The organism is Nostoc sp. TCL26-01 (assembly GCF_013393945.1).
Lineage (GTDB): Bacteria > Cyanobacteriota > Cyanobacteriia > Cyanobacteriales > Nostocaceae > Trichormus.
Genome location: NZ_CP040297.1, coordinates 5027418 through 5050503 on the forward strand (window position 1 = coordinate 5027418; position 23086 = coordinate 5050503).

Here is a 23086-nt window from a genome sequence, read left to right on the forward strand (position 1 = left end):
TTTAACTACCACCCTACCATCCCAGCCTCAGAGCAAAATCTGCAATTGTCTCCTTGACTTGTAGCGGTTCGTGAGACTCATCTTCAGAGACAAACATACGACCAGCCGCGTCGTAACCAATATCATCAATACGAGCCATGTAAACGTCGTAATCTTCATCTATTTCAACAAGTGTTTGTCCTATTTCTAACTGTCCTTCAGCTAATAAAGCTATTTTCCGCTTTTCTAAAACAACTACGCTAGTCTTAACACCTGCACCATAAGGTGCAAATGTTTGTTGTGGTAAACTAATGACTGCTTTTAATCTAGCCCAACGTAAAATCCAGTCCCTTACATCCTGCATTGAACTATTCGCTAACAAGCCATCAGGTAAAACAATTGCTAACTTTCCATTTGGTGCAATATATTCCAAACAACGATTTAAAAAAGCAACTTCTTGAGGAATACTTTTTGCAATCTTACACTTTTTTTTTGTCACCCCATCTCGTCCAGCAAAGTCTTTCAAAACACTTTCATTTGTCAATTTAGAACCAAATGGAGGATTAGTTAAAATCATTGTCAACCCTCCCATGTAAAACCCAGGACGTTCTGGAAGCCCTTCTGTAATTCCTCCTGTAATGCTACCCAATCGCTCCAGCGAATCCATTACTTTTCAATCGGCATATTGTGCGCCATTCATTAAAGTATTAACTCGCGCTACGTGCATAACATTTCGAGAATATTCAGCACCAAATAAATGATTATCTCGAAACTTGATAAACTCTTGTGTTGGTTCTTCAGGATTAATCCCTTCAGTATTACCACCATTATTTGCGATCGCTTTTGCATACTCCTGCTTACGCACATAATCCAAAACGTGCGTCAACATCCGCGCTGAACCGCAAGCAGGATCGCCAACATAATCATTTACTGTAGGTTGCAAAATCCCTACCATTAAATTAATTACTGGTGTAGGTGTGAAATATTGCCCTAAATCATCGCGGAAAGTCTTACTCAAAAAATCCTCAAACACCCCACCTTTGACATCTGCTGAAGATTTTCGCAAACTCCAGGGCTGTAAACGCTTGACGATTTCCATTGTCGTGTGAGGCTTGAATTGCAGCACATCAGCCTCATTAAAAGCTAAACGTACACCCAAATCATCACCAAATTTTTTCGCTAGTGTTTCCTGTTCCCACCGCTTTGCTTTCTCAAAAGTCTCTCTTACCTGAACTAATAAACGTTCTGGGTCAGTTTCATTACTAACACTAAATACATAAGCCCGTGATTCGCCTTTTTGCTTTACCAAGTCAATTGTTGCCTGTTCGTCATACCACTTAGCAAACAAGAATTTAACCATTGCATCAACGGCTTCTTGTGGCTGCAAACCCTCGTTATCTCTGAGAATAGAGTGACAACCAGAGCGTGTATCTCCCAAAACCTCCCGAAACCTATCACGAGATAAGGGCGTGAGTCCTGTTTGAATCCCATCTGGTTCACTGGGATTAAGGATTACAGTATAAGGACTGTGCTGTGCGGCTTCACGGGCGCTTTCATACTTAGGTAAATCGCCAATAGGTTCTAATTTTCTTGGGTAGTCAAGGTCACGGCGATAAATTACTGTATGTTTACCACTGGTTAAAATGGCATAACGGGCAGATGGTGAAGCACTCATGTAAGCATTGAGTCGGTTAAGATGCTCTACCCAACCTTCTGCCTCAGTTCCACCAACTCTTTTATTTGGTTCCATAGCCTCCACCACAATGAAGGCTACATCCAAATTACCTACAGAATCAGCATAACGGTCATCGTAAACTACAACGTCTACCCGTCCTAGATAGCGTCGCCCACCTTGATGAGTTCCCTCGGCAAAATCTGAATTTAGTTCTAGTTCCATTGCCTCTAGTGGAACACCGTACTCTTCTACTAAAATCTGAAGCGCCCACATCGTTACAGGGTCTTCTGCTGGACGCACATAAGAACCATCAGCTTTAAATAACTTCTGTAGATTTATATGCTGGCGATAGTTCTGCGGTATGTTAGCCGGATTTTGGTAAGGATTAGTGAAATCGGAGAAGGGCATGAAATTATTGCTATGGGAGACAGACTACACAGTAGATAAATGATATGCGATCGCCCGCATAAAGTTAAGGTAAGCTTGGCGATCGCACAAACCGTTTTTTTGAACAATTACCACACAGGATTGCTTAATTCTAGTTTAGAAGTATTTTTTAGCTCATATTTGGACTTTACTGACAGTAATATTACGTATATTTGCCATTTTGAAATGTCAAAATAGATTCCCTCAAGAAAAAATCAGGGGTTGCCAATTTAATTAAATCAACCTAACAATGAAGGGCAAATTCGCAAAAAGCTGTTACTTAATAGCTAGTGCCTCATTGACAAACATGATTTTGACAGCAGACAAATTGCAATGAATACAGCTAACTTCCCGTGGCTGACGACGATTATTTTGTTACCGATCGCAGCGTCGCTACTAATTCCCATTATCCCAGATAAAGACGGCAAAACAATACGTTGGTACGCCTTAATTGTCGGTTTGATTGATTTTGCTCTGATTGTTTACGCTTTTTATACCGGGTATGACTTCTCTAACCCCGATTTGCAACTGGTGGAGAGTTATCCTTGGGTTCCCCAGCTAGATTTAAATTGGTCGGTAGGGGCAGATGGCTTGTCTATGCCTCTAATTCTGTTGACAGGATTCATTACCACCCTAGCGACCTTAGCAGCTTGGCCTGTAACCTTAAAACCCAGGCTATTTTACTTTTTACTCCTGGCGATGTATGGCGGTCAAATCGCCGTGTTTGCCGTTCAGGATATGCTGCTGTTCTTCTTGGTGTGGGAACTAGAATTGATTCCGGTTTACCTACTGTTGGCAATTTGGGGAGGTAAAAAGCGCCAATATGCAGCCACCAAGTTTATCTTGTATACGGCTGGTGGTTCGCTATTTATTTTAGTAGCGGCTTTGACAATGGCCTTTTATGGCGATAATGTGACTTTTGATATGCGATCGCTCGCACTCAAAGATTACGCCTTGAATTTTGAGTTATTATTGTATGCTGGCTTCCTGATTGCCTACGCTGTCAAGTTGCCCATTATCCCCTTACATACCTGGCTACCAGATGCCCACGGCGAAGCTACAGCCCCTGTACATATGTTGCTGGCAGGTATTTTGCTGAAAATGGGTGGTTATGCCCTTGTTCGCATGAATGCCCAAATGCTCCCCGATGCCCATGCTTATTTCGCACCTGTGCTGGTGGTTTTGGGGGTGGTAAACATCATCTACGCCGCCTTAACATCCTTTGCCCAGCGTAACCTGAAGCGAAAGATTGCTTACTCCTCAATTTCCCACATGGGCTTTGTAATTATTGGCTTTGCTTCCTTCACTGATTTAGGCTTGAGTGGGGCAGTATTGCAAATGGTTTCTCACGGGCTAATTGGGGCAAGTTTATTCTTCCTTGTGGGTGCAACTTATGACCGGACACACACCTTGATGTTAGATGAAATGGGTGGTGTCGGTAAGCGGATGCAAAAGATTTTTGCCATGTTTACTGCTTGTTCAATGGCTTCCTTAGCATTGCCAGGAATGAGTGGTTTTGTCGCCGAATTAATGGTGTTTGTTGGCTTTGCCACGAGCGATGCTTATAGCTCTACATTTAAAGTCATCGTCATATTTTTGATGGCAGTTGGGGTAATTTTAACTCCCATCTACCTGCTTTCAATGTTGCGAGAAATTTTCTACGGTCAAGAAAACGAAGAATTAGTTTCTCATCAGCAACTCATCGATGCTGAACCCCGCGAAGTGTTTATCATTGCTTGCTTGTTAGTACCCATTATTGGTATCGGTTTCTATCCCAAGCTGTTAACTCAGATGTACGACTCTACAACTGTACAACTGACAGCGAGATTGCGTGATTCTGTTCCTACTTTGGCACAGGAAAAACCAGAAGCATCAAAAGTTTCTTTCAATGCACCGGCAATTGGTAATTAGTCAAAGATTGATACTTTCCATTGAGATTATTTTTAGAGTGAGTTTAATACTCGCTCTTTTTTTATGTAGTAACACACCATCAATAATCTCAGGTGCGTTAGCCTACGGCATAAGACACCCTACCTCTAATACCAATTTGTCAGCAAGAGAGTAAATTTGGTGAAAAATTGCTGAAATTGTCGGTTATGCGTAAGTATCTAAATATATCTTGGTATTTACGTCGAGCTAATGGTGTTGTGCATGACAGTCATCACGATTCGGGAAAAGCAGCCAACAGAGACGGGTTTTGCCGCAAGTTTGATTTTTGAGGGTGGTGAGTATGCAATTAATATTACCGACCCGTTTACACCACAGCAAGAAAGGGTGCTGGAATGGTATTTTGAGGAATGGCTGACTTTCCCGATGTTGAATGCTCAGAAGGCGGAAGCGGCGAAAACGAGTGTTGTTAGTTACGGGGAAAGTTTATTTCAGCAGGTTTTTCAGGCTGATGTTGATGCTTATAGCGATTATCGTCAACTGCGGGGAAATCTGAAGCAGGTAAAAATTGAGATAGTTGGTAATAGTCCTGAATTTCACGCGCTGCACTGGGAAGCTATGCGGGATAAGGATTTGCCACGTCCTTTGAGTGTGGATTGCGTAATGGTACGGAAGCGGATTGATAAATCAGCATCAGTGGCAACCCATCTAGCAGAATCTCCGGTGATTAACTTGTTGGTGGTAATTTCCCGACCAGATGAAGAAAATGATGTAGGTTATCGTACCATTGCTCGTCCGTTGATTGAAGTGATTCAAAAGAGTCAATTGCCTGTAAATGTTGACTTATTGCGTCCGGGAACCTATGAAAGTTTAGAACGGCATTTAGAAGCCATGGGGGCGGAATATTATCATATCATCCATTTTGACTGTCATGGGGCGTTGATGGCATACGCAGATATTCAGGATGGGGTGAAACGCAACCGATATACTTATCAAGCCAGATGGGGACGGGAAGATATTCAACCCTATGAGGGGGTAAAGGCATTTTTGTTTTTGGATGGGGAAAGTCAGGGAAAAGCCGATCCTGTAGAAGCGGGGGAATTAGCCAATTTGTTGACGGGGAAGGGGATTCCTGTTTGTATTCTCAATGCTTGTCAGTCGGGGAAGCAGGTACGAGGAGATGGGGAGCAGGGAGCAGAGGAGGCAGGGGGAGCAGGGGAGACAAGAGAGACGAGTTTGGGTAGTCGGTTGATGACTGCGGGAATGCAAATGGTGGTAGCAATGGGGTATTCGGTGACGGTTTCGGCGGCGCGGTTGATGATGGAACAGGTTTATCAAAACTTGTTTGGGGGGAAGGAGATCACGGAAGCGATTCGGTTAGGGAGAAGGGAGTTATTTAATAATAAGACGCGCAAGGCTTATTTTAATACGAATATTGATTTGGAAGATTGGCTTTTGCCTGTGGTTTATAGTAACCGACAGGTGAATTTACATTTGCGGCAATTTAGAGCAGAGGAAGAGGAAGCGTATTTTGAGAAGTTAGGGAATTTATATCAATATCAGCCGCCTGAATATGGTTTTATTGGGCGAGACTTGGAGATTTTGAAGATTGAAAAGGCTTTGTTTCGTCATAATATTTTGCTGTTGCAGGGAATGGGTGGAACTGGGAAAACAACGCTGTTAAATTATTTGCGGAGTTGGTGGCAGACGACGAATTTTGCACCGGAGATATTTTATTTTAGTTACGATGAAAGGGCTTGGACGCTGACACAGATTTTATTTGAGATTGGCAAGCGGTTATATAAAAGGTTTGAGTTAGCGAATTTCTAGGCGATGAATTTAACTGCTCAGATGCAGAAATTATTGGCAAAATTGCGGTCAGAATCGCATACTTTGATTTTGGATAATTTGGAATCAGTGACGGGACAACCTTTAGCAATTCCAAATACTTTACCAGCAGCAGAGCAACAGCAACTACGGGATTTTTTGACGCGGTTGGTAGGAGGAGAAACGCGGGTAATTTTAGGTTCTCGCAGTGATGAAAGTTGGTTACAAGGGGCTTTTAGACAGAATATTTATCAGTTGCGGGGATTGGATGGGGAAGCGAGGACGGAGTTATCCAATAAGATTTTAGAACGGAATGTGGGGGATGCAAGGAAGATAGCCAAGATACGAGAAGATGGGGATTTTCAGAAGTTGATGAAGGTGTTGGCGGGGTATCCCTTAGCGATGGAGGTGGTGTTAGGGAATTTGAAAAATCTGTCATGTCAGGAAATTCTGGTGAAGTTGGCAGCAGCAGATATTAACTTAGATACGGGAAGTGAGGATAAAACCCAGAGTATTCTTAAATGTGTGGAATATTCCCACAGTAATTTGTCACCGGATGCTCAGAAGTTGTTATTGTGTTTGGCTCCCTTCAGTGGGTTTATTTGGCGGGATTGTATTCCTCTTTATGCCAATGAATTACAGAAGTTAGAGCCGTTTCAGCATTATGACTTTGATAAGTTTGATGGAGCAATTCAAGAAGCGATCAATTGGGGTTTGCTTTCTGATATTTCCTCTAACCCATCTCCTGAGAGAGGGGAAGAAAGGTTACTACAAATTCAACCTGTTTTTCCCTTCTTTTTAAAAGCGAAATTAGCAGAACTCGACGCAGCTACCCGCGAAGCATTATGGGAGGGTTTTAAAAACCACTATATCGGTTTAGCTAGTGACTACAATCGCTATATGGAATCCAAGGAACCGCAAGAACGACAGATCGGGATTTTCTTCTGTCGGCTGGAGTATGAAAATTTATATAATGCGTTGCAAATTTGTTTAGAGAAACAAGAAACTGTTGATATTTTCTTTTGCTTGTTTCAATACTTTTATATAAATCATGATATTCTCAGTAATTTGAAACTGTCGGAATTTGTCTATAACGCTCAAGTCGCTTATCCACCAGAAATTAGAACAGGTGAGATAGGTTGGGAAAATTTGATGGCACTTTCTCGCCTGGCTAGTTGTTATTTAGACACAAAAAATTATCTCCAAGCCAAAGAATCCTATCTGCAAATTCTCGAATTATCTCAACAACTCCAAGGTGTAGAAGCAACACAAATCAAGTCTTCCTTAGCAAGGACTTACCACCAGTTGGGAATGGTTGCTCAATATTTGCGGGAATACGACCAGGGACGGGATTATTATCAACAAGCCCTGGAGATATATATTGAATTTGGCGATCGCTACTCTTGTGCTAGGACTTACCACCAGTTGGGAACGGTTGCCGAAGAGTTGCGGGAATACGACCAGGGACGGGATTATTATCAACAAGCCCTGGAGATATATATTGAATTTGGCGATCGCTACTCTTGTGCTAGGACTTACCACCAGTTGGGAATGGTTGCCCAAGAGTTGCGGGAATACCAGCAGGGACGGGATTATTATCAACAAGCCCTGGAGATATATATTGAATTTGGCGATCGCTACTCTTGTGCTAGGACTTACCACCAGTTGGGAAGGGTTGCCGAAGAGTTGCGAGAATACCAGCAGGCACGGGATTATTATCAACAAGCCCTGGAAATCAAAATCCCATTTGGCGATCGCTACTCCTGTGCTATTACTTACCACCAGTTGGGAATGGTTGCTCAATATTTGCGGGAATACAACCAGGCACGGGATTATTATCAACAAGCCCTGGAAATCAAAATCCCATTTGGTGATCGCTATTCGCAAGCTCTCACTCTTCATTGTTTAGGAACCCTGGCACAAGCAGAGCAAAACTATTCAGAGGCTAGGGCTAATTTGCAGAGAGCGTTGGAGATATATGTTGAGTTTGAGGATGAATATTGGGCTACGGTAGTGCGGGAGATTTTAGAGGGTTTACCGGAGTAGGGGAAAGATGAGCGATAGTTTTAGAGTGCTATTAATCTTAAATTTCCTGACGTGAATCTTCTTGGGGAGGATGCCAACCAGCACAAACCCATAACCGACGAGATTTTTGAATAAATCCATTGCCATTACGTTCATCATTCATATCAAGCCGATTACAAGTTGCCCTACCGATAGGGATTATACCAACAATTTTTACACAATCGAGCGACCAAATAAAATGTTCAGACCACTTTTGCTTTCGAGGATTAAATAAATTGACTTCTTGTTTTGTTTCAGGATCGATACCTGATATGAAATTATAACGACGTTCGTTACAGCGACGACAACATAAAGCTAAATTTTCGACTTCATCCGAACCCCCTAGAGATTGTGGAATAAGATGATCTACAGTAAAGCGGTCTGTGTTTATAAATTCTGGGGAGTGGCAATATTCGCACAGGTATTTTGCTCTTTCTGCAACAATTTCTCGGATGTAATTGGAGACCATGTAGATTGAGAAGCTAAAACCGAATTAGCATAAGTAAAAATTTGCGCTAATTCAGATATACCATCTAACTCTGCTTTTTCTGCGGCTGTAATTAATCCCAATTTACTTTTTTCTAAAAGCTCATCCGAACGAGATTGTAATTCGTCGGTAAATTTAAAAATATTGAGATTATTGACTTTTTCCAATTTTATTCCCGTTTCTAACCAATATGAAGGTTCAATCATCAATTTGGGAGTCGTCATAGGTTGGAATATGGAATGCAACTTCTATATTTTAGCTTTTGTACCCAAATATGCGATGTCTAGCGACAAGCCGCGTTGAGTCTACGTATTTGGGTTTGTGGGGAGTGCGATCGCTTTCTGGAAATCTATTTAACTTCAACTACTTTGTTGTTGTTCCAACCAAGCGACTAAATCATTCATCTCAGACATTCTTAAGAGCGATCGACATAAAGCTTCTAATTGTTCAATTTTTAAACTTTGAACTTTTTGATAAATTGATTCATCAATGTCACCAAAACGTTCTTTCACTAGAGACATAGATAAAGAAAAAGCTTCTTGTTGTTTACCTTTTTGCAAAATATCTTGATAAATTACTGATTCTTGCATCATGTCCTCACTTAGCAATTGACGAATCAAGGTTTTATTGTGCGATCGCGCGGATGAAGAAGTTATCGCAGCTGTATTTTATTTCCCCGGTGGTAAATTTTCTCTATCACCTGGTTCGGTGTACTTACAATAGACATTTAAGCCGATTTTGAGGATGTAGAGAACAATAATAGTAGCGATCGATGGATCAAGAGGAATTGCGGTTAAAGCCATGAGGGATGTAATTGCTGCCGTCAGTAACACAGCATTTTCCGGGCTTTTGGTATAATCGCTCAAACGCGATCGAAAACCTTCATCACCACAGAGTTCATCCCGCAAAACATCTAATGTCGTTTGCCAGATGTTTTTTCCTGTCATGGTTGGTTTGCCGTGTTTCTCAATCCACATTTCCTCAAAAGAGGTATCGAGATTCCCGTTGTGACGTTCCACCGCATCAATGGCTTTGTTTGCTGGTTGATATTCCTTGAGTAATTCGCGTACTGAGTGAATTTCGTCTGGAGTTAGTTGTGCATTCATACTGTTTCAGATTTAAAGCAATCATAGAAGACTATTTATCAAGTAAATCTTAAACTAGTTACTTAACCTCATTTCTGTAAGAGCGCAAAGTTTTGCGCTCTTGATTGTTAACTAAAAACTACCAGGATCATTATCCAGCGCCAGTAAGAAATTAATCAAATCTGTTTGCTGTTGAGGATTAAACCCAGCTTGCCAGTCTACATAAAAGTTATGTCCTGTGCCATCAATGTTACTAACTCTTAAACCTAGATCCTTCTGGTTAGCTTCTATGACTTTAGTACGCAGATTGCGATCAACTAAAGCTCGTAAACTACTAGCAGCATCCGCAGGTATACCATAACGCAGAGTTCCGGGTAATCCCAAGCCACTGGGATCAGCTATCGTAAAAGTCCCGTTGGGATAAACAGTTAAACTTTTTTCCCGTACTGCTACACCACTATCATGTAAATAGGGCGCACTTGCATAAATCCCCAGCAAAGAAGTAGTTTTGTAACCTTGTTTGGGTAGGGTTGTGGGAGTATCTGATATACCTTGGGTTGGCACATCTATGACTTCTGCATTGGCGGGTATGGGAACAGGAGTATTGAAACTGTAGAGTTTTGGCGCTACTAACAAGTTCTTAAATGCTAAACGCGCCTGAGAACGAGCTGGGTTAGTCTGAATTTTATTAAGTGGATAAATTTTGTTGTCAGTGAAGAAGGGGGGAATATGACAACTGGCGCAATTAGCTTTCTCAAAAACTTTTGCTCCACGCCTAACAGAATTATTTTTCAAGGCTAGCTCGTTTTCAGGGGTGCGGTTTGCAGGTGGAACTAAGCTATTTTGGAAAGCAGACATGGCGTTGTTAGCAAACATAAATTTGCCACTAGCAATGTCAGTAGAGTTGCTAGTATTGGGGCTGAAAACCAAACCATTAAATGTAAATAAGTTGGGTTTGAGGTTAGGATAAGTTCCTGTACCAGGAGCCGGAACTTGGTCTTGTAATTCTGCTTGTGTGGGATCAGATAAAATTGTTCGTAGCCAATCTGAGGGTTTGCCTGGAAATCCTGGTTGTATACGTAAATTGGGATTAGCCGCATTTTGTAGGAAGATACCAATATAAACTTCAGGATCAATACCCAGAAGTTCTTGACTCAGTTGAGCTGCTGCTAACAAGTTAATTTCTGAAGAGTGAACACTATTGTTTAATGAACTCAGTCCAGCAAATGGCCCAAACCCAGATTCTCCCGAGAAACCATAAGGTTGACGCTGAAATGTAAAAACGCTGGGAATTTGAGTTGTATTGCTAATCCCATCTGTGGAACTTTCAAAATTACCAAATGGGACACTTAATACTGCATCATCAAACGCTCTTTCAAATTTATCTGGATCAGGTAATTCGACTTTATTTCCCTTACTATCCCGAATAATCTGCCCTTTTCCTCTGTATTTGAGATCAAGTGGATTTAAATTTAATCGGGGAAATGCCGCAGCTGAATTTGGTGCTAAAGCCACCAATAAAGAAATAGCAAGTTCATTATTTGGCACTCCTGTAAGAATATCACCCTGTTTGGATACAGAGGCATGACAGACAACACAGGTAATTCCCCCTTGGGCAGTTATTCCTAATGGTGAAAAACTACCTTTTGGTATTTTTAAACCTGTGCTAATATCAGATCCTCTAAGAAATACCTTATTCCCGATCTTTAAATCTTTCTCCAGGGTAATAACTAGGTTTGTTGTTGGCTGACCTTGCAATTTAACTATTGCTGTCGTTATTTCTGGCAAAATTCTCTCAACGCCTAGTCCAAAACCAAAGACTCCTTGTAGTCCAAAATCATCCCCAATTTTGCGGTTGAAGAAGATGTTCTGACCTTTGGCGATTAAATCTTGGGTAATATGAACTGCACCTATTTTTTCATAGGATACAGGGTCTTGAGTATCTAGTCCTTTGCTAGCCACTAGCTGTGATGCTGCTTGGGGGCTGAGGAGTTTGCCGAAATAATCGTAATATCCGATTGGCTGTGTTGGTGCTGGTTGTAAGAGGTCGATTTTAGCGAATGCTGTTTGATTGGTCATCAATAAGTTTGATAACAAAATGCCAAACAAGCTAGTGATAAAAACGCACACTAATAAAAACAGCTTCGTTTTGAAACCTAATAAAACCCTAGTGATACTATTGTTAGGGTTGTTTTTTTTTGTTTCATCTTGCAGAGTACGTTAAAAGCGTTTTAGTAGCTATAGCATATTCTTAAGTACATAAATTTAAATGGTAATTTTTCTTATATTCTTTAATAATATAAAAATTCTTAATTATTCACAAAAAACAAGAGACGTAGCATTGCTACGTCTCTACTTATGAATTTTTTTGATGATTTGTCAGGGAATGTTTACTTATCAATTCTTTGACTTGAGCTGCAACTAAGGGGTGAGAATCTTTTTGTAATTTAGGTAAAAGTTCTAAGAGGACGCGGTGGGAGACTACATTGAGATAGGCGATCGCTGCTTCGCGGACAAAGCTGGTAGGATGACGTAAAGCCAGTAAAATCTCGTTAATGGTAAGGCGAATGCGGCTGACTTGGGCAAAATGAAAACAGCAAGCCAAGCACCAATCAGATAGAAAATTCCCCAAAGTAAGCATTTTGCGGAGTCTTTCGCTGGCTGATAACTGGTCATATTCGGTGAATTCTGCTTCTATAAGATAGTGGAGTTTTTCTTGGGGCGATCGCTGATCTAAAATATTCAACAACAGAGATTTTGTGGGTAAGTTGACTGTATGCTCTAATATCTCTAATCCCCTCGCTAAATTCACCCCCGATTCAGAACGCAGATTAAAAGCAGCTGCTTGCATTTTTTCGGGAGAATAAAGCAGTTTCAAGAGCAACAATAACCTTTCTCGAATATCCCATTCCATTTCTGCTAGAGCGCGTTGTAATAAATCAGCAACAACTAAAACTCGTTGATTGGCTGGCTCATTAGCTGGTAGTTGTAAATCTAAATAAGCAGCATAAATCTCACCTAAAAATCGTAATTCCTGGTCTATTAAAGTTTCTACTCGGCTATGTTGAAATCGATCTACTAAATTTGAGATTTCTGATTGTTTCTGAATTTTCAACAAACTACGTAGAATATGATATCTAGTAGCACCCCAAGAAGATTCTAAATGTAACCATAAAGTCTCTACCGCTTTTGTCGTGGAGATTTGCGCTATCGTCCGCCAAGCATACATCCGTAATACTTCTGGTTTGTAAACATCTGTAGCCATTTGCAACAGCATTTCTAAAGCTTCATTCTCCATTTTGACTAAGGCGCGCATAGTCGTAGAGCGAGTTGACTTATAGTACAACGCTGCCAAGAGTGCTGAATAATATTCTTCCATGCGAGTCGCTGCAATCATTTCTAAGACAGCACACCGTACCCGTAAGGATTCATCTTGCAACAAATTAGGGATATGTATTCTCAGGGCCTGTAAATAAACCACTTCTCGTAAAGCTTTAACTCCGTTCACTCGTTCTTGTTCTTGCTTATGAGTTAGCATCCGGCGCATAGTTTTAGTTGCGGCTACCTTTTGCATAGCTGTACCCTGTCCCAGAAGTAAAGCCGCCGCCGTGGCGCGGATGAGTGAATGGTGACGGGAATTGAGGTATTCTTCAATTTGGCTGAGATTAGGATTGGGATCAGCTAGCCAGACATAACGCAGTGCTAAAGCAAAAACTTCTGGATCAATATTTTCTGGATGTCTTTCTAATAACCAACGCACTTCCGAGACATAATTAGGATTTGCACCAGTTGCCAGCATGACTTCTAAACTGTGCCGTTGTAAATCTGGCGCTAGCTTAAATAATATCGAAGCCAGCACTTCGGCTGCTCCTTGGGGATCAATTTGGGCTAAAAGTTCAATACAAGAGTGTTTATCAGCCGTGTTACCTTTCTCTTCTAAAGCTTTAACTACCCCTTGTTTAAAGGCACGTAAACCCACATTAGACGCACTCAGTTCGCCACGTTCGGCACTTAACACTAGTAAATCAACATACCGCGATCGCAACAACCAAACAACCCGCAAACAAGCCATAGCAGCTAAAATTGTTTCTCCCACAAACACCCACTTTTGTGCTGTTGCCGAGAGAAAATGCCCACCAAATAATAGAGTAGCAATAATAATTAATCCTGCACAACCAGTAGCGATCGCTTCTGCTGTACCTCCGGATAAAGCTTGCATCCGGCTACGAATGCGCTCAGGAATCGGTTGATATAATACAGGGCCGCTACTGACAACAAAGGTATAACGCAGCAGCTCATCACAAAATTTTAAACCTACCAGTCCCCAGAAAAAAGCAACTGGTTGGATTCCCGGAACTATATTCAGTACAGCAATCAGTATAGGGACAATAAAGCCTACAGCCACAGGTAAAAGTGCAGCCGTAAAAAACACCCCGAAACGTTCAATGAGTCGGCTAGAGAGAAACCACTGAGTTGCTAATTCACACAATCCCACAAAGCCACCAAACAAACCCAAAAAGCTGGCTAACTCTTTGTCACCCAAATTAATTTTGAGTTCTTGGAGATATTGAAAATCGATTAATAAGCCAATTACTTGTAAAAAACCAACAAAGGCAAATAACTGTAATGTATAACGCTTGAGTGGTGCTTCCAGACGACGGTGGCGCGAAGCTTGTTCTTGGGGAATTAGGCGCTGTGGTACATCGGGAAAAGCAGCTCGATAATGATGACTTAAATAAGAGAGAATAGCAGAGCCTAGAATAATCACCCCACAGGCAATGATAATTACCCGGTTCAGCTTGGCAAACTCTAATAACCAAGGCAAACTAAAGCCACTAATCACATCAGCCACGAGTACACCACTGCTAACCAAGGGGTAGGTGCGTTTAATCTCCCGGATATTGAACAATTGATTAGCAACAATAGAAGTATTCAAGTCATTGACAACATACAGCGAGTCCACCCACAACCGCAGTAAAAACACCACAATGACTGATAAATAAGAAACATGAATACCCCAGCGTAATAATACTAGCAGTATTAATGGGGCAACCATACAAGGAGCGATCGCCACCACCACCCAGCGCAAAGGAAAAATCTTTTGCAACCAAGAATAGAGAAAAACTAGCCCCATACCCATCACCGCACTGGCAATGTACATCCACGGCAAAGGCCCAGCACCATATTCATCTAAAAACAAAGCTACCGTAGTATCTTCAGCCCAACGCAACCCCACAGACACAGTAGTATAGAAAGCAAACATCAGCCAAGTTCGCTCACCTTCCTCTGGACGTAGATTTACCCACTTCAACATTTGCGTCAGCAAACTTGCATTCGCCGCCAACGAGTAATTTTTCAATTCCATATTTATTTATTAGGGAGTGGGGAGAAGGAGAGATAGGGGGATGGGGGGATGGGGAGATGGGGGGAAAGAACCTATACAAGTATTTTCTCCTTGTCCCCTTGTCCCCTTGTATTTTTTTGAATTTTGTTAGCGCAGCGTTAGCGAGTCCGCGATAGCGCAGCGTTAGCGACGCAGGAGCGTCGCGTCATTTTGAATTTTGAATTGATTCGTCCCCAAACAGCAAAAGTCCTGAACAACTGAGTATTATGTTTCCCACTCAGAGTTCAGGACTATCACTTTTTAATCAAATTCAACGACAGTTAAGCCGTTGGGATATTTTCGTTGGTCGATTACTTGGGTTTGAGAATACTTTGCGTATTACTTCTTCGGCGATATCAACATCATCATGTTACGCCCTTCTTTTTTCGGTGCTTGTTGCACTTCACCAAACGGTTCTAAATCCGTTGCCATCCGCTTGAGCAAATCTTCTGCTAAATCACTGTGTTGAATCTCTCGACCCCGGAACATCACAGTTGCTTTGACTTTATCACCATCTTTCAAGAAGCGCTCTGCTTGTTTCACACGCACATTGTAGTCGTGTTCTTCGATTTTGTAACGCATCTTAACTTCTTTAACATCAGCCGTGTGCTGCTTTTTCCGAGCTTCCCGCGCTTTCTTTTCCTGCTCGAACTTATATTTCCCGTAATCCATGATCCGACACACTGGCGGGTCAGCCTTGTCACTGAGCAGTACCAGATCCAGCTCCTTTTCTTCTGCTAGTTGCAGCGCTTCCTGTGGAGCCAGAATTCCTAGCTGGGAGCCATCAGTGTCAATGACTCGAATTTTTGGGAAGCGGATTCGTTCGTTAATTTGGGGCAGATCGCGAGTTCTTTTTTTCTCAATCACAGGCATTATGATTTTTGGGAGTTCTTTGTGAAGAATTGAATGTGGACTTGATACAGATGGGACTAAAGTTAGCCTTGTCTTGATTAGTATGCCTCAGCATAATACTAAAATAACTGAGGACTTAAAAATGAGTCTATAGTCTTTGTGGCTAATCCATGAATTAGTCTGTTGTCTCTGTATTTGTTATTCTACTCACTCTCGGATAAATTCTCTGCGATCGTTAATTTTAATCACACAACCTAGCGAATAGTTAATTATTGTAACAATGGTCAATAGTCAATAGTCAATAGTCATTGGTAATTGGTAAAACTCTTACCCAATACCCAATACCCAATACCCAATACCCAATACCCACTTTGTAAGATAGAAGGTAAATTGCTGAAATGGGGGGAAGTGTGATTACTACGATTCACTGGCGAGAACGGGTGGGAAATCAGAGGGATTGGGTTTGGCGGGGGTGGCAGACTCGTTATACCTACATCCGCGCTAGCCAAAATTGCTCAGAAAATACTCCTCTGATACTATTACATGGTTTTGGGGCTTCTATTGGTCATTGGCGACATAACTTAGAAATTTTAGGTAAATCTCACACAGTTTATGCTCTAGATATGTTGGGTTTTGGTGGTTCGGAAAAAGCCCCAGCCAATTACAGCATCGAACTTTGGGTGGAGCAGGTATATGATTTTTGGCGAGCTTTTATTGGTCAACCAGTGGTATTAATAGGTAATTCCAATGGTTCACTGATTTCTCTGGCTGCGGCTGCGGCTCATCCCGATATGGTGAAAGGGATTGTGATGATGAGTCTACCTGATCCATCATTAGAGCAAGAAATGATTCCGCCTCTCCTCAGACCAGTAGTAAAGACAATTAAAAATATTGTCGCTTCACCATTATTCTTAAAACCTGTATTTTACTTCGTCCGTCGGCCAAGTATCTTACGTCGCTGGGCTGGTTTGGCCTATGCTAATCCCGATGCTATTACTGATGAACTGATTGAGATTTTAGCGGGGCCTCCTCAAGATAGGGGTTCAGCGCGTGCTTTTAGTGCTTTGTTTAAGGCGGCGATCGGTGTTAATTTTAGTCCTAATGTCAAAGCAATTTTACCAAATTTAACAATTCCTATGCTGCTAATTTGGGGGCAAAAAGACCGCTTTGTCCCACCCATTCTGGCTAACCAATTTGCTCAATACAACGAAAAGTTAGAGTTACTCAACTTAGAAGATGTGGGGCATTGTCCTCATGATGAATGTCCAGAACAGGTAAACCAAGCAATTTTAGACTGGATGAGCAGGTTTTTTGGAGATTCTCAACAGTTAATTACTGCGTCAATACAAGAGCATAAAGATATTATCTGAAACCTTTAAACTTCTGTTTCCAGGTTTAACTCTAATTGCTGTTGCTTTTGATCTGGTTCAAAGGGTTGGGGTAGTTGTTCTATTTGGAAATATTGATGAAATTTTGGTGTTACTTGTAGTGAGTAGGAACGAGATTCATTATCTCGACGTTTGCGAACGAAACCGAGTTCAACTAATTCGGGAACGTGTTGATATACTCCAGAACCACGCAGGTTAATCAAATCGCTTTGGAGTATGGGACTATTGAGAGCGATCGCTGCCAATGTTCGTAATGCACCTAGCCCTAATTCTACAGGAATCAGCGTTTGTACTAAGTCCTGGAAGTCTGGCCTTAATTGCAGGCTATAACCATCTGGGGTTTCGATCACTTCCAAGGCGCTATCTCTGTGAGCATAGCTATCCATTAGCTCAATAATACCTTCCTCGGCAGTGGCGCGATCGCAGGCGGCATACTCGGCAATTTCACCGACCGACAACGGCTTACCTTTCAAGTAGAGAATCGCTTCTATCTTAGTTGCTGTGTTAGTTGCTGTGAGTGTAATCATTTATTCAAGAGTCAATGGTCAATAGTCAAGAGTCAATAGTCATTCGTCATTAGTAACTGAGCGTTGACTGTTGTCTAGTTCTCATGATCCACTGTTCATAAGTGTGTGGGATTATACTTGTTTTTGGCTTGTAAGTCAAGAGTATTTAAGCTGGTTATCAGAAAGCTTCTCCCCACACTCCCACACCCTTACACCCCTAAACCTTCAAATCTCGACTACCAAGAATAAATTCGGCGATCGCTAAATCTTGGGGAGTAGTGACTTTGAGATTTGTTTCCTCACCTTCCACAATTCGCACTTCCATACCGCACTTTTCAAACAAAGCCGCATCATCAGTTACTTCCCAACCTTGGCGAACACCTTGGTCATGGCACTGTTTCAATAACTGAACATTAAATCCTTGGGGAGTTTGTGCTGCCCAGAGATTGCTTCTGTCGGGTGTACTTTGAATTATGCCATGTGCATCAACAACTTTAATCGTGTCTTTGACTGGGACAGCAGCAATTAAACCAGCACATTGACGAATAGCTTGCGCGCAGGAGTTGAGTAAATCTGGCGTTGCCAGACATCTAGCCCCATCATGAATTAAAACCTGTTCTGCTTCCTTTGGCAGCGCTTGTAAGCCGTGATAAACTGATTCCTGCCTAGTGGAACCACCAATGATAAATTCCACTGGTTTAGTCAGCTTTAAATCGGCAAGAATCGTTTTAAAGTCAGGCCAGTCTATTGGCTGAGAAATAATCCCAATCCAACTGATTTCCTCTGCTGCTTGTGCAGCTAACAGAGTCCAAGCGATGAGAGGTTGCGATCGCACCTCCAAGAGGAGTTTATTGCGATGACTCCCCATTCTTTTACCAACACCGGCAGCAGGAATTAATAAATACACAGTTTCCTCAACATTAAGGGACTACCATACAGAAAACTTTCGTGATCCCCCAATTCCAAATTATGAATTCAAAGTGACTTAATTTTGAATTTTGAATTTTGAATTTTGAATTCCCCTTATTCCCCTAAAATAAGGAGCGAGTAAGCGTCAATAAATATTATGCGAGTAGTAGCCCTTGTACCTGGCGGAATTGGCGATCAAATTCTCTTCTTTCCGACTCTAGACGATCTGAAGCGCTATTACCCAAACGCTCAGTTGGATGTTGTTGTGGAACCCCGGTCAAAAGCAGCCTACCGGGTGAGTAAGTCAGTGCATGAGGTACTGACCTTCGATTACAAAGACCGTAATAGCCTAGCAGATTGGGGTAACCTAGTCGGCACAATTCGCGATCGCGAGTATGATGTCGCCATTGCTGTGGGGCAAAGCTGGTTAGTGGGACTGTTACTCTGGTTAACAGGAATTCCCACACGTATCGGTTACCAGGGCAAAGGAGCAGCATTTTTCACCAATGTTGTCCCGTTTAAACCGTCCCAATATGGAGCAGCAGTTTATCACGATTTGCTAGAACCATTAGGTATAAAAAGTCCTAGTCCAGAATTGGCTGTAAATGTGCCGAAACCAGACATTGACTGGGCGCAAAACGAGCAAAAACGTTTGGGTGTGAGTGAAACAGGTTACGTCCTCATTCACGGCGGCTCTAGCTGGATATCTCCATCTCCAGTTGCTGATACAATCTATCCTGTGGAAAACTGGCAGGAAATAATTCAAGACTTTCGATACAAACAACCAGATTTACCCGTGGTTGTCATTCAAGGCCCTGATGATGAGCAATTTGTGCGATCGCTCAGAGACTCATCTTTAGACATTAAAGTAACTTCCCCTGATAATGTGGGTAAACTGGCTGCAATGATTGGCGGCGCTAACTTGATGTTGACTACCGACAGTTCACCACTACACCTAAGTGTGGCAGTCCAAACTTATACCATTGCCCTAGTCGGCCCCACAGATCCAGCCAGGTTATTGCCAAAAAGCGATAAATTCCTGGGTATCAAATCTCCGACAGCCAGGGTGGCTGATATTTCACCCAAAACCGTCCTGGAAAAAATCTGGGGCGGTTGAAATCTTTGGGGATGGGGAGAGTGGGGGATGGGGAGAAAGAGTAATTAAGTAATTTTCTTCTTGTCTCCTTGTCCCCTTGTCTCCTTGTCCCTCCTCAACCTCAAATCATCTCGAAAAAAGCATCTTCCAATTCGTAACCCAGCATTTGCGCCATTGACTTGAGACGCGATTGCCAGGGTATATTTTGTTGCTTTAACCAGTCGCTTAAAATAAATATCTTGTGCATTAAAAATATTTCTAAAGCTTCGGGATTATACTGGATGCCTTCTTTAGAACTGAATTGATGAGGTACAAGCATCGCCGTATAACGTCCCAGTTCTCCGGCTTTCCAGTCCAGTAAAAATGGCAACCAGGGATATTTTGCATCCAACCGGACAAACCACAGCCTTAATTCGGGAATTTCTGACAATTCGCGGGGATCGCCTGGTTCTAGGGGATAGTCGATATCAAAATGCAATTGTTGTTCGTAGGAAGTAATAACTTCCTCTTGCAGTACTTGACTTATTACCGCTTGTGCAGTTGATAAATCAAGACTGTTGACGGCGTTAGTATTGAGTGCGATCGTGATTGTCATGGACTCAACAGCTACTTATTGTTTGCTCAGTAGTAGGCTTGAGAATCCACAGTACCAGCTTTCTGGAACTAACGCTATCTTTTTTTGGGGAGTGGAGATTAAAAGGGAACATACTTCTTACTCAGCACTCAGCACTCAGCACTCAGCACTCAGCACTCTTCTAACAAAACTGTGTAACATCTTCACCACAGGTGTCGGCTAGATAAGTTAAGGCTTTGAAACGAATTTCGACTAGTTGTTCGTAAAAAGGATTGAGTTTACATAGAGGCGGAATGTAAACGATAGTGCGATCGCCAAATTTGATTTCTCGTTCAAATGGACAGCTAGCAGGAATAATTGTGCAAACCCACAGTGCAAATCGGTAGTCTTCAATTTTTAGAGATTCTAGCCATTGACGAATTGGTTGCAGTAGCAGATTGACAACAGAGATGAAAGTGAATGTAATATTAGACATCATGTCACGAATAAGTGATTTTGTTGTGGGGTTAACAAGACTTTTTCTAGTAAGAGACCGTCTGTCGGTGCAGCATCTTGGATAATTAAATTTTTGGTATTTTCCATCAGTAAGATTTTGCCATCAGCCGTAAAACTGAAATCTTGACCGGGAATAAACCCATGTTGAATCAGCTTTTTGAGAGCAAACCTGGTGACAGCTTCCAGTAGTTGTACACAAGCTTTACAGTCAGTTAAATTATCTACAATCCAGTGAAAGGTATCAGAATGTGTACTGGAAAGTTCTAAAATAGCTGCGGTTAGACAAGCTTCAATATAATCAGTTTCCAAACTATGATTTAACTGATTTATCCAGGTTTCAATGAGCTGTTTATCTTGGAAATTAAAAATATAAATAGCTCTTTCAAGATGAAAATGGAATAATTCTAGCTCGTTCATTTTACTAAGATATTAGGTAAAAACAACTAGATAACCTATTTTTCACCAGGAAGTTAGTAGTTTAGTTTTTTGAGGATAAAACTAGAGCTTGGTAAGAGAGAATTATTGATACACCTCTTGGTAAAACTACTATCCACGTGTTAGTTTCCTAGTTGCTTCTAACTTTAAACTTGAAAAATGCAGAAGTTGTGGAGATACGACTAAAGATAGAGATTTTTTTTCCAGGCTACCAATCTAAAGCGGTAGAGATTTGAGTTGGCAATGTCATCACTTTGAAGGGTTTGGTAATGATGGCGCGAACTCCTAATTCTGCAAATCGCCTTTGTTCAGAGGCTTGTGCCTTTGCTGTCAACAAAATCACAGGAATTTGTTGAGTGACGGGATTGGCTTTTAAAGCCTGAAAAGTAGCGATTCCATCCATGTCGGGCATCATCACATCTAAAAGAATTACATCTGGTTGTTCAGCTATTGCTTTAGCTACTCCCTCGCTACCAGATGCAGCTGTTGACACTTGCCAAAGCCCGACTGCCTTCAGCGCTAGTTCAGCCACTGCTCGGATATCATATTCATCATCAATAATTAGAATTTTTTTGGTCGTCATTGGTTATTGGTCATTGGTCATTAGTCATTAGTCATTAGAGATCAGAATGTTGGGTTACGCAAAGCCTCCAACGCCACTTCACTCAAGTCGGGGAACCCGCCCACGTGAGTGGCTCCCCAACCTTGTATCTTAAGAGAAGTAGTAGACCGTCCCAACCTTGGGTGCTTAATCGACAAAATCTAGTTATTGTTTTGTTGAGGCTGTGTCTGTAATTGCTGCACTTGCTCTAAAGTTAACCCTGTTACACGTACAATTGTCTCAGTTGCCATCCCCTCGCGCAGTAAATTTATCGCTACTTTCTCTAAAGCTTTTTGTGCGCCTTCCTGTTGCCAACTAGTAACAATTTCCATAATTTCCTCCTGCTCAGTTAACCCCATTGTACTGATGGTCGCTTGGAAAGATTGCTCTTCAGTTGCATCCAAGCGCAAGTACATATCCACAAACCCAGAAATTAATTGCATTCGGGCTGGATCTAATTTTAGAGTTGCCAGCAGCCGCAAACATTCTGCCTTTACTTGCGGGCGTTCTTTTTTGGAGATATTCATCTTTGACATCAAAGCTGCTGCTATTGGATTTGGCTGTGTAAGAAAATCTCGCCAACTTAAACGATTTAATTGAATAGCTGCAAACTGAAACTCCAGTACATTTAAATCAGGGAAAGTAACGCGATAATTGTGTGGCTCAGGACGCTTCGGTTCATCAAAAGAGAAAATCACCACTGGATAAATCGGTAAATCCTATTTTTCATGCAGCCGAGCAAAATACTTAAACATCCTTTTAGCTAATATTGTCTGGGTGTAAGACTGATTTTCAACATGAATTAAAAAATAAGTTTCTTGCTGTTGATAACGCACCTGAGCCAGCAAATCAATTTCCTTTTTTTCTCCAGAGGTGACATCAGTAAGAACTTCTTGGGGTAAAAATTGAATAGAATCTCGGTCTATTTGGCTGGCTACTTGAGGCAAAAATAAATCTAAAAACTCAACAAAAAATGTAGATATTAATTCTTTGAACAAGCGGTCATGGTCGATCATAATTTTTTCTCCTGTTTTGACCCGGCATCATTTTCAGTTTCATTATGCTTTTGTGCTTGGTAATCATCAAACAATGCAAATAATTTATCCAAAGCATCGCGTTCATCTGCTGAGTAAAACAGTATTAAATTAGACCATGTATGATGTGTTTTTACAGGACATATTTCTCTTAGCCACTCTAAAAAGTCATCAAACTCTATTTCTCTTCAGTTTTAGTAAATCCAAGATTTATTCGTGCTATTTCATAACCTTGAAGAAATGAGTGAAAATCAAAAATATTTTTTCTACTTAAATACAAAGCTGGTCTTCTTTTAATTTCTTGTAAAAGTTCATAAAAATTCACTTTTAAATTCCTTGAGTCTGTCGTCATGTTGATTCTGCAAGAAAACGCGATAGCCGAA

At 41.5% G+C, this 23086-nt stretch carries 21 protein-coding genes and 1 pseudogene; 5 read left to right on the top strand and 17 right to left on the bottom strand.

All coding sequences use genetic code 11. From position 1 onward, the window contains the following. Nucleotides 1-13 precede the first annotated feature (13 nt). Nucleotides 14-2062: pseudogene (locus tag FD725_RS21755) on the bottom strand (restriction endonuclease subunit M). A gap of 351 nt (nt 2063-2413) precedes the next feature. On the opposite strand from FD725_RS21755, the gene ndhD1 reads away from it, so the two are divergent. The 3 genes from ndhD1 (at nt 2414) to FD725_RS33005 (ending at nt 7840) form a co-directional block, all read left to right on the top strand. Then, the gene (gene ndhD1 / locus FD725_RS21760) at nt 2414-3991 is read left to right on the top strand and encodes a photosynthetic/respiratory NAD(P)H-quinone oxidoreductase subunit D1 (RefSeq protein WP_179050078.1); all 1578 of its coding nucleotides are present in this window, start codon (nt 2414-2416) and stop codon (nt 3989-3991) included. Between the two features lie 240 nt (nt 3992-4231). After that, on the top strand, nt 4232-5797 hold the full coding sequence (locus FD725_RS33000) for a CHAT domain-containing protein (protein WP_306296882.1): 1566 nt from the start codon (nt 4232-4234) through the stop codon (nt 5795-5797). Between the two features lie 3 nt (nt 5798-5800). Next, nucleotides 5801-7840: a tetratricopeptide repeat protein gene (locus tag FD725_RS33005; protein WP_306296883.1), complete on the top strand. Its 2040-nt coding sequence runs from the start codon at nt 5801-5803 to the stop codon at nt 7838-7840. A 37-nt stretch (nt 7841-7877) separates the two neighbouring features. On the opposite strand, the gene FD725_RS21770 is transcribed toward FD725_RS33005, so the two are convergent. From FD725_RS21770 to infC, 7 genes are all read right to left on the bottom strand, one after another. Next, the gene (locus tag FD725_RS21770) at nt 7878-8327 is read right to left on the bottom strand and encodes an HNH endonuclease (RefSeq protein WP_179050079.1); all 450 of its coding nucleotides are present in this window, start codon (nt 8325-8327) and stop codon (nt 7878-7880) included. Further along, nucleotides 8246-8569: a hypothetical protein gene (locus FD725_RS21775; protein ID WP_256871692.1), complete on the bottom strand. Its 324-nt coding sequence runs from the start codon at nt 8567-8569 to the stop codon at nt 8246-8248. Before FD725_RS21775 ends, FD725_RS21770 begins: the two co-directional genes overlap by 82 nt. 135 nt (nt 8570-8704) lie before the next feature. Beyond that, on the bottom strand, nt 8705-8965 hold the full coding sequence (locus tag FD725_RS21780) for a DUF4351 domain-containing protein (protein ID WP_256871693.1): 261 nt from the start codon (nt 8963-8965) through the stop codon (nt 8705-8707). A gap of 48 nt (nt 8966-9013) precedes the next feature. Continuing rightward, complete coding sequence (locus tag FD725_RS21785) at nt 9014-9451, bottom strand: hypothetical protein (RefSeq protein ID WP_179050080.1); 438 nt, start codon at nt 9449-9451, stop codon at nt 9014-9016. 111 nt (nt 9452-9562) lie between these two features. Next, on the bottom strand, nt 9563-11509 hold the full coding sequence (locus FD725_RS21790) for a di-heme oxidoredictase family protein (RefSeq protein WP_179050081.1): 1947 nt from the start codon (nt 11507-11509) through the stop codon (nt 9563-9565). Between the two features lie 277 nt (nt 11510-11786). Continuing rightward, on the bottom strand, nt 11787-14795 hold the full coding sequence (locus FD725_RS21795) for an MFS transporter (protein WP_179050082.1): 3009 nt from the start codon (nt 14793-14795) through the stop codon (nt 11787-11789). Nucleotides 14796-15152: 357 nt separating this feature from the next. Beyond that, nucleotides 15153-15686, bottom strand: a complete 534-nt coding sequence (gene infC, locus FD725_RS21800; RefSeq protein WP_179050083.1) for a translation initiation factor IF-3 — start codon at nt 15684-15686, stop codon at nt 15153-15155. A 389-nt stretch (nt 15687-16075) separates the two neighbouring features. On the opposite strand from infC, the gene FD725_RS21805 reads away from it, so the two are divergent. Next, on the top strand, nt 16076-17035 hold the full coding sequence (locus FD725_RS21805) for an alpha/beta fold hydrolase (protein WP_179050084.1): 960 nt from the start codon (nt 16076-16078) through the stop codon (nt 17033-17035). A gap of 5 nt (nt 17036-17040) precedes the next feature. Here FD725_RS21805 and scpB read toward each other — a convergent pair whose 3' ends face one another. Together scpB and ispD are read right to left on the bottom strand one after the other, a co-directional pair. After that, nucleotides 17041-17580, bottom strand: a complete 540-nt coding sequence (gene scpB, locus FD725_RS21810; protein WP_179050085.1) for an SMC-Scp complex subunit ScpB — start codon at nt 17578-17580, stop codon at nt 17041-17043. 196 nt (nt 17581-17776) lie between these two features. After that, nucleotides 17777-18466 (bottom strand): 2-C-methyl-D-erythritol 4-phosphate cytidylyltransferase, encoded by a 690-nt coding sequence (gene ispD, locus FD725_RS21815; protein ID WP_179050086.1) that lies wholly within the window; start codon nt 18464-18466, stop codon nt 17777-17779. 159 nt (nt 18467-18625) lie between these two features. Here ispD and FD725_RS21820 point away from each other — a divergent pair, with 159 nt between their 5' ends. Continuing rightward, nucleotides 18626-19585, top strand: a complete 960-nt coding sequence (locus FD725_RS21820) for a glycosyltransferase family 9 protein (RefSeq protein WP_179050087.1) — start codon at nt 18626-18628, stop codon at nt 19583-19585. A gap of 100 nt (nt 19586-19685) precedes the next feature. Here the strand turns inward: FD725_RS21820 and FD725_RS21825 are convergent, their stop codons facing one another. The 7 genes from FD725_RS21825 to FD725_RS32645 form a co-directional block, all read right to left on the bottom strand. Further along, nucleotides 19686-20159 carry a CRR6 family NdhI maturation factor gene (locus tag FD725_RS21825; RefSeq protein ID WP_179050088.1) on the bottom strand — a complete coding sequence of 158 codons (474 nt, stop codon included), beginning with the start codon at nt 20157-20159 and terminating at the stop codon, nt 19686-19688. A gap of 160 nt (nt 20160-20319) precedes the next feature. Beyond that, nucleotides 20320-20616, bottom strand: a complete 297-nt coding sequence (locus FD725_RS21830) for a Mo-dependent nitrogenase C-terminal domain-containing protein (RefSeq protein ID WP_179050089.1) — start codon at nt 20614-20616, stop codon at nt 20320-20322. Beyond that, nucleotides 20613-21050: a hypothetical protein gene (locus FD725_RS21835; protein ID WP_179050090.1), complete on the bottom strand. Its 438-nt coding sequence runs from the start codon at nt 21048-21050 to the stop codon at nt 20613-20615. Before FD725_RS21835 ends, FD725_RS21830 begins: the two co-directional genes overlap by 4 nt. Before the next feature lie 226 nt (nt 21051-21276). Further along, complete coding sequence (locus FD725_RS21840) at nt 21277-21651, bottom strand: response regulator (protein WP_179050091.1); 375 nt, start codon at nt 21649-21651, stop codon at nt 21277-21279. A gap of 179 nt (nt 21652-21830) precedes the next feature. Next, nucleotides 21831-22370 carry a hypothetical protein gene (locus tag FD725_RS32635; protein ID WP_256871695.1) on the bottom strand — a complete coding sequence of 180 codons (540 nt, stop codon included), beginning with the start codon at nt 22368-22370 and terminating at the stop codon, nt 21831-21833. 18 nt (nt 22371-22388) lie between these two features. Beyond that, a complete protein-coding gene (locus tag FD725_RS32640) occupies nt 22389-22685 on the bottom strand; it encodes an Rpn family recombination-promoting nuclease/putative transposase (RefSeq protein ID WP_256871696.1) in 297 nt (98 codons plus the stop codon). Between the two features lie 196 nt (nt 22686-22881). Further along, nucleotides 22882-23055, bottom strand: a complete 174-nt coding sequence (locus FD725_RS32645) for a hypothetical protein (RefSeq protein ID WP_256871697.1) — start codon at nt 23053-23055, stop codon at nt 22882-22884. Nucleotides 23056-23086: the final 31 nt, after the last annotated feature.

Excerpts from the sequence above, each read along its gene's own strand:
- FD725_RS21770 (WP_179050079.1), bottom strand. The coding sequence starts at position 8,327 with ATGGTCTCCAATTACATCCGAGAAATTGTTGCAGAAAGAGCAAAATAC.
- scpB (WP_179050085.1), bottom strand. The coding sequence starts at position 17,580 with ATGATTACACTCACAGCAACTAACACAGCAACTAAGATAGAAGCGATT.
- infC (WP_179050083.1), bottom strand. The coding sequence starts at position 15,686 with ATGCCTGTGATTGAGAAAAAAAGAACTCGCGATCTGCCCCAAATTAAC.
- FD725_RS33005 (WP_306296883.1), top strand. The coding sequence starts at position 5,801 with ATGAATTTAACTGCTCAGATGCAGAAATTATTGGCAAAATTGCGGTCA.
- FD725_RS21825 (WP_179050088.1), bottom strand. The coding sequence starts at position 20,159 with ATGACAATCACGATCGCACTCAATACTAACGCCGTCAACAGTCTTGAT.
- FD725_RS21840 (WP_179050091.1), bottom strand. The coding sequence starts at position 21,651 with ATGACGACCAAAAAAATTCTAATTATTGATGATGAATATGATATCCGA.
- FD725_RS21835 (WP_179050090.1), bottom strand. The coding sequence starts at position 21,050 with ATGAACGAGCTAGAATTATTCCATTTTCATCTTGAAAGAGCTATTTAT.
- FD725_RS21795 (WP_179050082.1), bottom strand. The coding sequence starts at position 14,795 with ATGGAATTGAAAAATTACTCGTTGGCGGCGAATGCAAGTTTGCTGACG.
- FD725_RS21820 (WP_179050087.1), top strand. The coding sequence starts at position 18,626 with ATGCGAGTAGTAGCCCTTGTACCTGGCGGAATTGGCGATCAAATTCTC.
- FD725_RS32640 (WP_256871696.1), bottom strand. The coding sequence starts at position 22,685 with ATGATCGACCATGACCGCTTGTTCAAAGAATTAATATCTACATTTTTT.
- FD725_RS33000 (WP_306296882.1), top strand. The coding sequence starts at position 4,232 with ATGACAGTCATCACGATTCGGGAAAAGCAGCCAACAGAGACGGGTTTT.
- FD725_RS21790 (WP_179050081.1), bottom strand. The coding sequence starts at position 11,509 with ATGACCAATCAAACAGCATTCGCTAAAATCGACCTCTTACAACCAGCA.
- FD725_RS32645 (WP_256871697.1), bottom strand. The coding sequence starts at position 23,055 with ATGACGACAGACTCAAGGAATTTAAAAGTGAATTTTTATGAACTTTTA.
- FD725_RS21785 (WP_179050080.1), bottom strand. The coding sequence starts at position 9,451 with ATGAATGCACAACTAACTCCAGACGAAATTCACTCAGTACGCGAATTA.
- FD725_RS21830 (WP_179050089.1), bottom strand. The coding sequence starts at position 20,616 with ATGATGTCTAATATTACATTCACTTTCATCTCTGTTGTCAATCTGCTA.
- ndhD1 (WP_179050078.1), top strand. The coding sequence starts at position 2,414 with ATGAATACAGCTAACTTCCCGTGGCTGACGACGATTATTTTGTTACCG.
- FD725_RS21775 (WP_256871692.1), bottom strand. The coding sequence starts at position 8,569 with ATGACGACTCCCAAATTGATGATTGAACCTTCATATTGGTTAGAAACG.